Source organism: Streptomyces sp. Isolate_45, assembly GCF_024721315.2.
Lineage (GTDB): Bacteria > Actinomycetota > Actinomycetes > Streptomycetales > Streptomycetaceae > Streptomyces.
Genome location: NZ_JANFAK020000111.1, coordinates 1 through 14,122, shown reverse-complemented (window position 1 = coordinate 14,122; position 14,122 = coordinate 1). Strand labels below are relative to the sequence as shown.

The 14,122-nt window shown below is 70.5% G+C and carries 12 protein-coding genes; all 12 read right to left on the bottom strand.

The genetic code is table 11. From position 1 onward, the window contains the following. Positions 1-74: 74 nt before the first annotated feature. On the bottom strand, positions 75-911 hold the full coding sequence (atpB, locus tag NOD94_RS28870) for a F0F1 ATP synthase subunit A (RefSeq protein WP_281209087.1): 837 nt from the start codon (positions 909-911) through the stop codon (positions 75-77). Between the two features lie 210 nt (positions 912-1,121). Then, entirely contained in the window at positions 1,122-1,568 is a 447-nt protein-coding gene (locus NOD94_RS28865; RefSeq protein WP_281209069.1) for a hypothetical protein, read from the bottom strand. Positions 1,569-1,843: 275 nt separating this feature from the next. Continuing rightward, entirely contained in the window at positions 1,844-3,190 is a 1,347-nt protein-coding gene (locus NOD94_RS28860) for an MraY family glycosyltransferase (RefSeq protein ID WP_281209086.1), read from the bottom strand. Positions 3,191-3,294: 104 nt separating this feature from the next. Further along, complete coding sequence (gene glyA, locus NOD94_RS28855) at positions 3,295-4,524, bottom strand: serine hydroxymethyltransferase (RefSeq protein ID WP_281209068.1); 1,230 nt, start codon at positions 4,522-4,524, stop codon at positions 3,295-3,297. A gap of 413 nt (positions 4,525-4,937) precedes the next feature. Further along, positions 4,938-5,573: a protein-tyrosine-phosphatase gene (locus tag NOD94_RS28850; protein WP_281209085.1), complete on the bottom strand. Its 636-nt coding sequence runs from the start codon at positions 5,571-5,573 to the stop codon at positions 4,938-4,940. 17 nt (positions 5,574-5,590) lie between these two features. Then, on the bottom strand, positions 5,591-6,238 hold the full coding sequence (locus NOD94_RS28845) for an L-threonylcarbamoyladenylate synthase (RefSeq protein WP_079429782.1): 648 nt from the start codon (positions 6,236-6,238) through the stop codon (positions 5,591-5,593). A 52-nt stretch (positions 6,239-6,290) separates the two neighbouring features. Continuing rightward, positions 6,291-7,136, bottom strand: coding sequence for a peptide chain release factor N(5)-glutamine methyltransferase (prmC, locus tag NOD94_RS28840; protein ID WP_281209067.1), 846 nt, complete (start codon positions 7,134-7,136; stop codon positions 6,291-6,293). 55 nt (positions 7,137-7,191) lie between these two features. Further along, positions 7,192-8,271, bottom strand: a complete 1,080-nt coding sequence (gene prfA / locus NOD94_RS28835; RefSeq protein ID WP_281209066.1) for a peptide chain release factor 1 — start codon at positions 8,269-8,271, stop codon at positions 7,192-7,194. A gap of 118 nt (positions 8,272-8,389) precedes the next feature. Further along, positions 8,390-8,608, bottom strand: a complete 219-nt coding sequence (gene rpmE, locus NOD94_RS28830) for a 50S ribosomal protein L31 (RefSeq protein WP_281209065.1) — start codon at positions 8,606-8,608, stop codon at positions 8,390-8,392. A 195-nt stretch (positions 8,609-8,803) separates the two neighbouring features. After that, positions 8,804-9,898, bottom strand: a complete 1,095-nt coding sequence (locus NOD94_RS28825) for an LCP family protein (RefSeq protein WP_281209064.1) — start codon at positions 9,896-9,898, stop codon at positions 8,804-8,806. Between the two features lie 358 nt (positions 9,899-10,256). Beyond that, positions 10,257-12,428, bottom strand: coding sequence for a transcription termination factor Rho (gene rho, locus NOD94_RS28820; RefSeq protein ID WP_281209063.1), 2,172 nt, complete (start codon positions 12,426-12,428; stop codon positions 10,257-10,259). A gap of 427 nt (positions 12,429-12,855) precedes the next feature. After that, positions 12,856-13,794 (bottom strand): homoserine kinase, encoded by a 939-nt coding sequence (thrB, locus tag NOD94_RS28815; protein ID WP_281209062.1) that lies wholly within the window; start codon positions 13,792-13,794, stop codon positions 12,856-12,858. Positions 13,795-14,122 lie beyond the last annotated feature (328 nt).

The window sequence follows — 14,122 nt, the reverse complement described above, 5'->3', positions numbered from 1 at the left end:
GCCGGTTCTTCCTTCTCTTTCATGGACCGGTGGGGGTTGGCCACCGGACGACTGTTGGTTTGGGGGTGGGGCGGTCAGTGGTGCTCGGCGACGGCGCCCTGGAGGAAGCTGCAGGCCAGCAGCACGAAGACGTAGGCCTGGACAGCCTGGATGAAGAGCTCGAACGCGGTCATCACGATGACCATCACGAAGGACACGCCGGCGTAGGCGATGCCGATGCCGTTGAGCAGGTACCAGCTGGCGATCGTGAAGAGCAGCAGCAGGGTGTGACCCGCGAACATGTTCGCGAAGAGACGGACCGCGTGCGTGAACGGCCGGACGATCACGTTCGAGAAGAACTCGATCAGCATGACCAGCGGCAGGATCCCGCCGAGCGACTTGTCGTAGCCCGTGAGGTTCTTCAGACCGCCGACGAAGCCGTGGCGCTTGAAGGTGACCGACATCCACATGACGTAGATGACCAGGGCCAGACCGGCCGGGTACGCGATGACCGAGGTCACCGGGAACTGGGCGAGCGGAATGATCGACCAGAGGTTCAGGATCCAGACGAAGAAGAACGTCGCGACCATGAAGGGGACGTACTTCTCGCCCTCCTTCTTGCCCATCGTTTCGTAGACGATGCCGCGGCGCACGAAGTCGTAGCCGGCTTCGGCGACCATCTGGAGCTTCCCGGGGACGACCTTCGGCTTGGCGAAGGCGGCCCAGAAGAAGCCGACGATGATGACGGTTCCGAGCAGGGCCAGGAGCATCGTCTTGTTGAAGTAGACGGCTCCGTCCATGTCGCCGAAGATCGGCTCGAACAGGAACGAGTGCAGGCCGGGAGCCGGGAAGCCACAGCCGTCGAAGATGTGGCAATCGGTCTCGAAGGCGAGCACCTGCGTCGGGTCAGCACTCACCGCGGGCTCCTTCAGCGTGGCGCATAGGTACGGCAACCTCGTTGTGTCGGCGCGGCGCACAGCCGCGGTTCGGCACGGGACTGGTCTTACGGATGTGGGGGCGGCTTGCAGGCAGTGAGCCTCGCGATTGAGCAGGCGTCAGCTCAGCTGCCTGCGCCCGCGATGCCGCAGTTGGCACCGGACGATAGCAGCATCTCGAACGCGCACTTATTCCGCCCCTACCGTTCACGACGAGGACCCCGTGTTCTTGGGCTTCTCACCCTTGTCACGCTTCGCGGACTCGGGCTCGACGTAAAGGATCTTGGCCTTCATGTGCGCGCGCGTCTGCGCGGCGATCCAAGCAAGGGTCGCCGCGACGATGGTGATCGCGAATGCCCTGGGATTGAACAGCGTCGTGTTCTGGAACACGGCGACGAAGACGAAGAGCAGCAGGATCTGGGTCGTGTAGAGCGCCAGACCCATCATCTGGAAGAGATGCGGCAGCGATCGTGCCGTCCGCTGCAGGATGACGAATCCGATACCCATGAACAAAATCACGACGATCGTGGCCGCGATCGCGCCGATCGCCCCCTTGCCGCCCGCGACCACACCACCGATGACTGCGGCGATGACGCCGACGGCAGCAGTGGGTACGACGGTTTGCAGAAGGGATCGGGCGTCATCGGACAGCATGGCGCATGGCTCCGCGTGATGGTGGGGGTAACGGGACTCGTACGGGACGAGCGTAAGCCCGGGCCGAGTGAGAGCCTCGGGCCGATGGACCGTCGCACTACGGTCCTTCGGCTCTGTCGCCGGGTTTAGTGAACGGTATCACAAACTATTTGATGAGAGCTTTACCTGTCCGGTGTGCTGACTGTCACACATGAGAGGGACCCTGCGCGTGTGTGCAGGACACGACGGCAGGTTGTCTGGTAAAGGGCTTCCATGTCGGACATGCGCCCGACCGGTCAGCGAGCGGATCCGGCCTTACGCCGGTCGGGAAGGCGCGAACGGGGGCCTACGGCGGTCGCCCCGTTGACGCCCGAGACGCCCACGGCGACGGGCCGCGGCGCTTGCGGCTCCGCCCCCTCGTCCTCCCGTACCGCGGCCTCCGCCGCGGCCTCGGCGGCTCGGGCCGCGTGCCGGTAGCGGGGCGGTACGAGGCCCTCCGCCCAGCGCGGGGCCCGCGGCGTGAACCGGGGCAGGAGGAGCAGTACGAGGCCCAGGGCGCTCAGTGCCGCGATGGCGAGGACGATCCACATCGAGGTCGAGTGCACCGAGTAGGCCACCGCCCCGAATGCGATCAGGCCCGACCAGAAGTACATGATGAGTACGGCGCGGCTGTGGGAATGTCCGAGTTCCAGCAGCCGGTGGTGCAGGTGACCGCGGTCGGCGGCGAACGGGGACTGACCGTTCCAGGTGCGCCGGACGATGGCCAGGACCAGGTCCGCCATCGGGATCGCGATGATCGTGAGCGGCAGCAGCAGCGGCATGAAGACCGGGAGCATCGCGTGCGTCGCGTTGCGCTCGCCGCCCGCGAACAGGGCCATGGCGTCCGGGTCGACCTGACCCGTCATGGAGATGGCCGCGGCGGCCAGCACCAGGCCGATGAGCATCGAGCCGGAGTCCCCCATGAAGATCCGGGCCGGATGCATGTTGTGCGGCAGGAAGCCGATGCACATGCCCATCAGGATCGCCGCGAAGAGCGTCGCCGGGGCGGCCGCCTCGATGCCGTAGCCGAACCAGATGCGGTAGCCGTAGAGGAAGAACGCCGTGGCGGCGATGCAGACCATGCCGGCGGCCAGGCCGTCGAGGCCGTCCACGAAGTTCACCGCGTTGATGGTGATGACGACGAGGGCGACGGTCAGCAGGTTGCCCTGCCACTGGGTGAGCGCGACCGTGCCGATGCCGGGAACGGGGATCCACAGGATCGTCAGACCCTGGATGACCATCACGCCGGCGGCGATCATCTGCGCGCCGAGCTTGATCAGGGCGTCGATCTCGAACTTGTCGTCCAGCACGCCGACCAGCCAGATCAGCGCCGCTCCGGAGAGCAGCGCCCGCGGTTCGTTCGACAGCTCGAAGACGCCGTTGAGGTTGCGCAGGTGGTCGGCGACCAGCAGCCCCGCGCACAGGCCGCCGAACATGGCGATCCCGCCGAGGCGGGGCGTGGGTTCGCGGTGCACGTCGCGGGCGCGGATCTCCGGCATGGCCCCGGCCGCGATCGCGAACTTCCGCACGGGCCCGGTCAGCAGGTAGGTCACCGCGACCGTGACGCAAAGCGTCAGCAGATATTCACGCACGGGCTGCCCCAGATGTATCGCCGGCCATCTCAGCCCCACACATTAGCCTCGATGTCACCGCTGATGAGGACGCACCAGGACCGCTCCCCGGTTGCGGTACACCCTGCTTGTCCCGGTTACGCCCCGTACGGGGGAAATCCCCGGGTCAGGTCGGCGACCTCCGCGCGGATCCCCGCGGCCTCCCCGCGCAACGCGGCGGCGAACAGGTCCGCGATCCGGGTCATCTCGGTCTCCCCCATGCCCAGCGTGGTGACCGCCGCGGTCCCGAGCCGGATGCCGCGCTGGTCCCCGTACGGCAGGGCGCAGGTTTCGAGGACGATCCCGGCGGCGGCGAGCCGGCCCCGCGCGGTCGGTCCGTCGGTGCCGAGCGGCGCCGGGTCGGCGGTGATCAGGTGGGTGTCGGTGCCCCCGGTCGTGACGGCGAGGCCGCGGTCCTCCAGGGCCCGGGCGAGGGTGCGCGCGTTGGCGACGACCCGGTGCGCGTAGCCGGCGAAGGCGGGCCCGGCCGCCTCTCCGAACGCCACCGCCTTGGCGGCGATGGTGTGCATCTGGGCGCCGCCCTGGGTGAAGGGGAACACCGCCCGGTCGACGCGCTCGGCGAACTCGGCCCCGCACAGGATCATCCCGCCGCGGGGCCCGCGGAGCACCTTGTGCGTGGTCGCGCAGACGAGGTCGGCGTACGGGACGGGGCTGGGCGCCGCGCCGCCCGCGACGAGGCCGATCGGATGCGCGGCGTCGGCGATGAGGAAGGCGCCCACTTCGTCGGCGATCTCGCGGAAGGCCGAGTACTCGGGGTGGCGGGGGTAGGAGATCGAGCCGCACACGATGGCCTTGGGCCGGTGGGTCCGGGCCAGCTCCTGCACCTGCTCGTAGTCGATGAGCCCGGTCTCCGAGTCCACCCCGTACCCGACGAAGTCGAACCAGCGGCCGGAGAAGTTGGCCGGCGAGCCGTGCGTCAGGTGCCCGCCGTACGCCAGCCCCATCGCCAGGACGGTGTCCCCGGGGCGCAGCAGCGCGGCGTAGGCGGCCAGGACGGCGGAGGAACCGGAATGCGGTTGGACGTTCGCGTGCTCGACGCCGAACAGTGCCTTGGCCCGGTCCACCGCGACCCGTTCCGCCAGGTCCGCGTACTCGCAGCCGCCGTGGTGGCGGGCGCCGGGGTAGCCCTCGGCGTACTTGTTGGCGAGCGCGGAGCCGAGGGCGGCGAGCACGGCGCCGGAGGTGTAGTTCTCGGCGGCGCTCAGCTGGAGCGTCTCGGCCTGGCGCCGGGCCTCCCCCGCGAGTACGTCGGCCATCTGCGGGTCCTGCTGCCGGAGCAGGTCCGTCGGCTGCGTGATGACGCTCATGGCAGAACTCCAGGGGTACCGGGGTACAGCCACTGTAGGCGTGCCCGGCCGACCTCGCCCCTCGCACGGTCACGGCCCCGGGCACGCCCCCCGCGAGTCGCGCGCACGCGCCGTCGGCGCGGGGCGGTGACGCCCGTCAGGGCCGTGACCACAGGATCCAGCGCCTGGTTGAGCCCCGCTCCCCACGCGACCCTCACACCACTCGGCCCCCGGAGGGCCTCCCGGGCATCGGCCCGCTGCGCCGACCTCCGGCCGTCGAACGCTCAGCGCGAGGCGGTGACGCCCGTCAGGGCCGTGACCACAGGATCCAGCGCCTGGTTGAGCCCCGCTCCCCACGCGACCCTCACACCACTCGGCCCCCGGAGGGCCTCCCGGGCATCGGCCCGCTGCGCCGACCTCCGGCCGTCGAACGCTCAGCGCGAGGCGGTGACGCCCGTCAGGGCCGTGACCACAGGATCCAGCGCCTGGTTGATCTCGTCGCCGATCGAGCGGAAGAAGGTGATCGGGGCGCCGTACGGGTCGTAGACCTCGTCCGCGTCCGGGGAGGGTGCCAGCAGCCAGCCGCGCAGCGCCGCGGCCGCCCTTACCAGGGCCCGCGCCCGCTCCGCCATGCCGTCGTCCAGCGGGGGCAGCGTCGCCGGGTCTATGGCGCGTACCAGCCGGGTGAACTCCTTCAGCGTGAAGGTCCGCAGCCCCGCCGAATGGCCCATGGAGATGACCTGGGCCCGGTGGTCCCGGGTGGCGGTCAGCACCAGGTCGGCGCGTATGACGTGCTCGTCCAGCAGCTCGCGCCCGGTGAAACCGGAGGCGTCGGCGCCGAAGTCCGCGAGGACGGCCGCGGCGTTCGCCTCCATCGGCGCACCCTCGTGGCCCCACGTGCCGGCGCTCTCCACGATGAGGTCACCGGCCGGGATCCCGCCCAGCCGGTGCGACAGGGCGTGCCGCGTCAGCCGCTCGGTGATGGGCGAGCGGCACACGTTGCCCGTGCTGACGTGGAGTATGCGGAAGGCCGAGCCCGAAGCCGCCGCCGGAAAGGGCCCGTTTGCTATGCCACGCCCCTGAGGGCTCACGGGGCCACCTCAAGGTCGGGTACGACCTCCCGCAGCTGCTCGGCGGTCAGCGCCCCCTCGCGCAGCAGGACGGGGACCTTCCCGGTGACGTCGACGATCGACGACGGCAGCGTGCTCGGGGTCGGGCCGCCGTCCAGGTACACGGAAACGGAGTCGCCGAGCATGGCGCGCGCCGCGTCGCAGTCCTCGGGCGCCGGGTGCCCGGACAGGTTCGCCGAGGACACGGCCATCGGGCCGACCTCGGTCAGCAGCTCGATCGCGACGGGGTGCAGCGGCATGCGCACGGCGACCGTCCCGCGGGTCTCGCCGAGGTCCCACGCCAGCGACGGCTGGTGCTTGGCGACCAGCGTCAGCCCGCCCGGCCAGAAGGCGTCGACGAGCTCCCACGCCTGCTCGGAGAAGTCGGTGACCAGGCCGTGCAGGGTGTTCGGGGAGCCGATGAGCACGGGCGTGGGCATGTTGCGGCCCCGGCCCTTGGCGGCGAGCAGGTCACCGACGGCCTCGGCGCTGAAGGCGTCCGCACCGATCCCGTACAGGGTGTCGGTGGGCAGCACGACGAGCTCGCCGCGGCGCACGGCGGATGCGGCTTCGCGCAGACCCGTCTTGCGGTCCGTCGCGTCGTTGCAGTCGTATCGCCGGGCCATCAGCGGGCCTCCTCGTGCAGCGGGGTGGTGTCGGGGGTGGGGGTCGTGCGGGTCACGGCAGGGCCTTGCGGGCGGTCGCGAAGCGCGGCCGGTTGTTCAGGTCGGGGTGGTCCGCCGAGTCCGCCCAACCGCGCTCGTCGGCGAAGATCCACGGCACCTGGCCGCCCTGGGTGTCGGCGTGCTCGATCACCACGATCCCGCCCGGGCGCAGCAGCCGGTGGGCGGTGCGCTCGATGCCGCGGATGGTGTCGAGGCCGTCCTCCCCGGAGAACAGCGCCATCTCGGGATCGTGGTCCCGGGCCTCGGGGGCTACGTACTCCCACTCGGTGAGCGGGATGTAGGGCGGGTTGGAGATGACCAGGTCGACCTGTCCGTCCAGCTCGGGCAGCGCGCTGAGCGCGTCGCCCTGGTGGACGGTGACCCGGGAGCCCTCGGCGTTCTTGCGGGTCCACCGCAGGGCGTCCTCGGACAGCTCCACGGCGTGCACGCGCGAGCGCGGCACCTCCTGGGCCATGGCCAGGGCGATGGCCCCGGAGCCGGTGCACAGGTCCACGATCAGCGGCTCGACGACGTCCATCGCCCGGACGGCCTGTATGGCCCAGTCCACGACCGACTCGGTCTCGGGCCGGGGCACGAACACCCCGGGCCCGACCTGGAGCTCCAGGTAGCGGAAGAAGGCGCGGCCGGTGATGTGCTGGAGCGGCTCGCGCGCCTCGCGGCGGGCGACGGCCTCCCAGTAGCGGGCGTCGAAGTCCGCGTCCTTGACGTGGTGCAGTTCCCCCCGCTTGACGCCGTGCACGAAGGCCGCGAGCTCCTCCGCGTCGAAGCGCGGTGAGGGCACGCCGGCGGCGGCCAGCCGCTGGGTGGCCTGGGCCACCTCGGCAAGCAGCAAGTTCACGCTGGTCCTCCGGGCTGCTGTCGTACGGGGGGGTGGTGCGGGAATCAGGCGGGAATCAGTGCGCGGCGGCGAGCTTGGCAGCGGAGTCCGTGTCGACACAGGCCTGGATGACCGAGTCGAGGTCGCCGTCGAGGACCTGGTCCAAGTTGTACGCCTTGAAGCCGGTCCGGTGGTCCGAGATCCGGTTTTCGGGGTAGTTGTACGTACGGATCTTCTCGGACCGGTCCACGCTGCGCACCTGGCTGCGGCGCACGTCGGAGGCCTCCTGCTCGGCGGCTTCCTGGGCGGCGGCCAGCAGGCGCGACCGCAGGATGCGCATGGCCTGCTCCTTGTTCTGGAGCTGGCTCTTCTCGTTCTGGCAGGAGGCGACCACACCGGTCGGGATGTGCGTGATGCGCACGGCCGAGTCGGTGGTGTTGACGGACTGGCCGCCGGGGCCGGAGGAGCGGTACACGTCGATGCGGAGGTCGTTCATGTTGACCTCGACCTCGACCTCCTCGGCCTCCGGGGTGACGAGCACGCCGGCGGCGGAGGTGTGGATGCGGCCCTGGGACTCGGTGGCCGGGACGCGCTGGACGCGGTGCACGCCGCCCTCGTACTTCAGGCGGGCCCACACGCCCTGGCCGGGCTCGGTCGCCCCGTTGCCGCCCTTGGTGCGCACGGACACCTGGACGTCCTTGTAGCCGCCGAGCTCGGACTCGGTGGCGTCGATGATCTCGGTCTTCCAGCCCACGCGCTCGGCGTAGCGCAGGTACATGCGCAGCAGGTCACCGGCGAAGAGGGCGGACTCGTCGCCGCCGGCTCCGGCCTTGACCTCCAGGAGCACGTCCTTGTCGTCACTGGGGTCGCGGGGAACGAGCAGCAGGCGGAGCTTCTCGGTGAGCTCTTCGCGCTGGGCGCTCAGTTCCTTGACCTCGGCGTGGAAGTCGGGGTCGTCGGCCGCGAACTCCTTGGCCGTCTCGATGTCCTCGGTCGACTGCTTCCAGGCGCGGAAGGTCGCCACGATCGGGGTCAGCTCCGCGTAGCGCTTGTTCAGCTTGCGCGCGTTGGCCTGATCGGAGTGGACCGACGGGTCGGCGAGCTTCTTCTCAAGATCGGCGTGCTCGCCGACCAGTTCCTCGACCGCCTCGAACATCGGGGGCTCCTGTGGTGAAAGTCAAAAAAGGGCTGGCGTGGCTGGGCGACGACAAAGGCGCCGGTCCGGCCGCCCCCGCATGGTCAGGGGGCGGCCGGTGACCGGCGCCTGGGTCGCGCTACTTCTGGGCCGCACCCTTGCCGAAGCGGGCCTCGAAGCGGGCCACACGGCCACCGGTGTCGAGGATCTTCTGCTTGCCCGTGTAGAACGGGTGGCACTCGGAGCAGACCTCGGCACGGATGGTGCCCTCGGTCAGGGTGCTACGAGTGGTGAACGACGCGCCACAGGTGCAGCTGACCTGGGTCTCGACGTACTCGGGGTGAACTTCGCGCTTCAAGGTGTCTCCTAGTTTCGGGAGGGCGCCGGGTCGCAGGAGCCGAATTGCGCACTGCGTGAACCGGGGCCGACAGACCAGTCTGCCAGGACCGGGCCGCCTGTCAAAATTCTGAGGACGCTCCCCTCAACGGCACGGGCCCGGCATCTATTCCGGCCCGCCCCGCGCCGCTTCCCGGCCGCCCGGCCGGCTCTCCCGCTACCGGACGATCCCGGCCGCGGCGCCCTTGTCCCCGGCGGAGGCGGCGGTGGCCTCGGCGGGTATCTGCTGGTCCGCGAGCAGGGCGTCCCAGACCATCTTGGACTCCTTGGTGAGCGGCACGACCCGGTTCTGGTCCCGCGGGTCCGCGGTCACCGGCAGGGTGATCATGTGCATGTCCTCGGAGTCGATGCCCTGGAGTCCCTGGGCGAAGCCCATGAGGGACTTCACGTCGCCGAGCGCCTTGTCGGTGGTGATCGCCTTGGTCGCGGAGTCGGCGAGGCCGAGCAGCCGCTTGGGGTTGTCGAACACGCCGATGCCCTTGACCTGCTTGATCAGTGCCTTCATGAAGGCCTGCTGGAGCTGTATTCGACCCAGGTCGCCGCCGTCGCCGACGCTCTTGCGGGTGCGTACGAGGCCGAGGGCCTGCTCCCCGTTGAGCTTGTTGGTGCCGGGCGGGAGGTCGAGGTGGCTGTAGTCGTCCTTGATGGGCTTGGTCGTCGTGACCTCGACGCCGCCGAGGTTGTCGATGATCTTCTTGAAGCCCGTGAAGTCGACCTCGATGTAGTGGTCCATGCGGATCCCCGACATCTTCTCGACGGTCTTGACCGCGCAGGCGGCCCCGCCGATGGTGAACGCCTCGTTGAACTGGGAGCGCGAGCTACCCGGGTCGGTCTTCCCCTTGTCGGTGGCGCAGCTCGGGCGCGGGGCCATGGTGTCGCGCGGGATGGATATGACGCTCGCCTTCTGGTGGCCCTCGTAGAGGTGGACGATCATCGCGGTGTCGGAGCGGGCGGATCCGCCGTCGTCCTTGCCGTACTCGCCGTTGGCGCCGCCGCGGGAGTCGGAGCCGAGGACGAGGATGTCCATCGAGCCGTTGTCGACGTTGGCCGGGCGGTCCTTGCCGAGGGCCTGGTCGATGTCGACGCTCTTCAGGTTGCCGTTGAACTTGAAGTAGACGTATCCGAGGCCGGTGCCGCCCAGCAGGACCACTCCGGCGGCGGTCCACGCGGCCACGGTGAGGCCCTTGCGCCGCGGCGGTTTCCGCCGCCGGGTCGCGGCGCGACGGCCGCGGCCCCTGCTGTCCTCGCTCATGCTCTCCTCAGTCCCCTGGCTCCGGTACGTGTTCCGTACGGCACGCCTTCCCGCTGTCCCTTCACTCAGACGGCGGAGCGGCCCCCAGGGTTCCACGACCGGCGCGCGGGCCGGACCGCTGCGGGCCGACGGGGCCCGCATGGACATCTCGGGACGAACGGGGTGTAGCGAATCCCTTACCTGCGGTTTCCCGGGGGTCCGCGGGGTCGGGCCGATCGCCCGGTGGACGGCGTGAATGTGGGGAAGGTCGCACGGGATCACGTACGGGGCAGCGCGCGGGCGCACCACGAACGCGGGACCGCCCCCACCGCGGCTGCGGTGGGGGCGGTCCCGTTGGTGCGGAGCCCGAAGGCGGCGGTCAGTCGTCGTTCTTGCCCGCCGGCGTGGTCTTCGCGATCTGCATCAGGAACTCGGCGTTCGACTTCGTCTGCTTCATCTTGTCGAGCAGCAGCTCGATCGCCTGCTGCGAGTCGAGCGCGTGCAGCACCCGGCGCAGCTTCCAGACGATGGCGAGCTCCTCCGCGTTGAGGAGGATCTCCTCCTTGCGGGTGCCCGACGGGTCGACGTCGACGGCCGGGAAGATGCGCTTGTCGGCGAGCTTGCGGTCGAGCTTGAGCTCCATGTTGCCGGTGCCCTTGAACTCCTCGAAGATCACCTCGTCCATGCGCGAGCCGGTGTCGACCAGCGCGGTGGCCAGGATGGTCAGCGAGCCGCCGTCCTCGATGTTGCGCGCGGCACCGAAGAAGCGCTTCGGCGGGTACAGCGCGGTCGAGTCGACACCACCGGACAGGATGCGGCCGGAGGCGGGGGCGGCGAGGTTGTACGCGCGGCCCAGACGGGTGATGGAGTCCAGCAGGACGACCACGTCGTGACCCAGCTCGACGAGGCGCTTGGCGCGCTCGATGGCCAGCTCGGCGACGGTGGTGTGGTCCTCGGCCGGGCGGTCGAAGGTCGAGGAGATGACCTCGCCCTTGACCGACCGCTGCATGTCGGTGACCTCTTCCGGACGCTCGTCGACCAGGACGACCATCAGGTGGCACTCGGGGTTGTTGACGGTGATCGCGTTGGCGATCGCCTGCATGATCATGGTCTTACCGGTCTTCGGCGGGGCCACGATCAGGCCTCGCTGACCCTTACCGATCGGCGACACGAGGTCGATGATGCGGGTGGTCAGCACGCCCGGGTCGGTCTCCAGACGGAGCCGGTCCTGCGGGTACAGCGGGGTCAGCTTCTGGAACTCCGGCCGGCCGCGGCCGGATTCGGGCGCCATGCCGTTGACCGAGTCCAGGCGGACCAGCGCGTTGAACTTCTCGCGGCGCTCGCCGTCCTTGGGCTGGCGCACGGCACCGGTGGTGTGGTCGCCCTTGCGCAGACCGGCCTTGCGGACCTGGGCGAGGGAGACGTACACGTCGTTCGGGCCGGGCAGGTAGCCCGAGGTCCGGATGAACGCGTAGTTGTCGAGGATGTCGAGGATGCCCGCGACGGGGATCAGCACGTCGTCGTCGGCGACCTGCGGCTCGCTCGGCGCGAACTCGTCGCGGCCACGACGGCCCCGACGGTCGCGGTAGCGGCCACGACGGCCGCGACGGCCGTCCTCACCGTCGAAGTCGTCCTGAGGGCCGTTGTCCTGACGGTCCTGCCGGCCCTGCTGCTGTCCCTGCTGACCCTGGCCCTGACCCTGGCCGCGGCCGCCCTGCTGCTGACGGTCCGCGCGGTCCTGGCGGTCGGCACGGTCCTGACGACCGCCACCCTGGCCCTGACCCTGGTTCTGGCCCTGACCCTGGCCCTGGTTCTGGCCCTGGTCGTCGGCCTTGGCGCCGCGCTCGCGACGGCCCTGCTGGCGGTCGCCGCGCTCGGCACGCTCGCCGCGTTCGCCGCGGTCACGACGGTCACGACGGGTACGGCCCTCGCCGGCCTCCGGGGACTGACCCTGGGCGGTGACGGTGGTGGCCTCGGCCTTGGCCTCCGGCTGCGCGGCCGGAGCGGTCTCGGTCTTCTGCTCGACCTGCACGACGGCGGGGGCCGTCACCTCCGGGCTGCCGGAGGGCGCGGTGGCGCGGCGCCGGCGGCGCTCGCCGACGGGCGCGTCATCTCCCCCACGCTCGGCTTCGCTCGCGCGGGAGGGGCCCCCTGCCGGCTGGCCGGGGATGTCGATCTGCGCCTGGACGGCGGGCTTGTCGGCCGCCTTCTCGGCGGGCGCCTGCGCGGCGGTCTCACCCGTGCGGGCCTTGCTGGTGGCGCGGCGCTTCGGCTTGGCCTCGGCGGCGTCGGCGGCGGGGGCCGCGGCCTTGGGGGCGCTGCCGCCGCCCTGGGCCTCCTTGATGACCTCGATCAGCTGGCTCTTGCGCATCCGCGCGGTGCCCCTGATTCCGAGGCCGGACGCGACCTGCTGCAGCTCGGCCAGGACCATGCCGTCGAGGCCGGTGCCGGAGCGGCGTCGCCGTCCCGGGGCAGCCGCGGCGCCCGCGGCGGGGGCACTGGTGTCGACGTTGGTGTCGGCAGCGCCCATCAGATCGGTGGTGTCGCTCACGAAGGGTCCTTCCCTGGAGCGGACGTCGGCCTGTCTGGCTCGGCGACCGGTTGTGCTGTCCGACGACGATCGATGACCTGATGTGTCATGACCGCAGCCGGGGCGGTGGTCCGCCGATAGAGATACGGCGGAGAGAAACGTGCATGGGTGGTTCCGGCGAGAAGCCCCCGAGCTGGAAGCGTGGGAATGTCACGCCGATTCCGGAGCGTGCTCGAAACTGCTGGCAGCGATCAAAGCAGTCGGGGAGGCTCCCGGAAGAAAGGTGGTCCCGGATGGGGACACTGAGCACCGAGCCATGGCGGCTTCGGATGCGCACTTGAGACTAACACTACCGGATCCAACAGATATTCCCCCTCTCAATCACCGGCAATCGCCCCGTCCGGGGCGGGCGGCCTGCCCTGACCGCCCGTCCCGGAGGGCCGTGTCACTAGGACACGGACTGGACTCCCTGGGTGCCCAGCGGAAGGACGCTCGCGCCCGCGGCGTCGAGTGCGAGGCGGTTGGCCGCCCACCCCTCGCCGGCGAGCCGCGCGACCTTGTCGGCCGCGTCGTTGTCGACCAGCGCGAGGACCGTGGGGCCCGCGCCGGAGATGACCGCGGGGATGCCGTCCGCCCGCAGCCGGTTCACGAGTGCCACGCTCTCGGGCATCGCCGGGGACCGGTACTCCTGGTGCAGCCGGTCCTCGGTGGCGGGCAGCAGGAACTCGGGACGCCTGGTCAGGGCCTCCACGAGCAGGCCGGCCCGGCCCGCGTTCGCCGCGGCGTCCACGTGCGGGACGCTGCGCGGCAACAGTCCGCGCGCGGTCTCGGTCAAGACCGGCCTGGACGGTACGAAGACCACCGGAACGATGGAATCCGCAGGGTCCATACGGATCGCCTTGGCACTCCCCCCGTCCATCCAGGCCAGGGTGAAGCCGCCGAGCAGACAGGCGGCGACGTTGTCGGGGTGTCCCTCGATCTCCGTGGCGAGCTCCAGCAGCGCCGCGTCGTCGAGTCGGGCCTCGCCGCCTATGGTCACGGCGCGGGCGGCGACGATGCCGGCGCAGATCGCGGCGGAGGAGGAACCGAGACCGCGGCCGTGCGGGATGCGGTTGGCGCAGACGACCTCGAGGCCGCGCGGCTGGCCGCCCAGCAGGTCGAAGGCGGTGCGCATGGAGCGTACGAGGAGGTGGCTCTCGTCCCTCGGGAGGGTGTCGGCGCCCTCACCCGCGATGTCGATGTTCAGGCCGGAGTCGGCGACGCGGACGACCACGTCGTCGTAGAGCCCCAGGGCCAGGCCGAGGGCATCGAAGCCGGGGCCGAGGTTGGCACTACTGGCGGGGACGCGCACTCGTACGGCGGCGGCGCGGAACGCTGGACCTGCCATCGGTCGATGACACTCCTTGTGACTGTGCGAGATCTGGTGACGGTGCGGGATCTTCGCTGCGAATGTACTGGAGAACGTACGACACCCGAAGGCCCTTGGGGCAGCACCGCGGTCATATGCGCGGTGGCGGATGTAAGTACAGCGTATCGAAGGAAGGTTCTCTCGCGACATAGGGCGCACAGGAGGCGCACGATGCGTGTCGCGTTCTTCCGCTGAATTCCGTTGACTTTTGGTGCCGTACGGGCCGAGGTGGGGGGGGGGGGGGGGGGGGGGGGGGGGGGGGCGGGGGGGGGGGGGGGGGGGGGGGGGGGGGGGGGGGGGGGGGGGG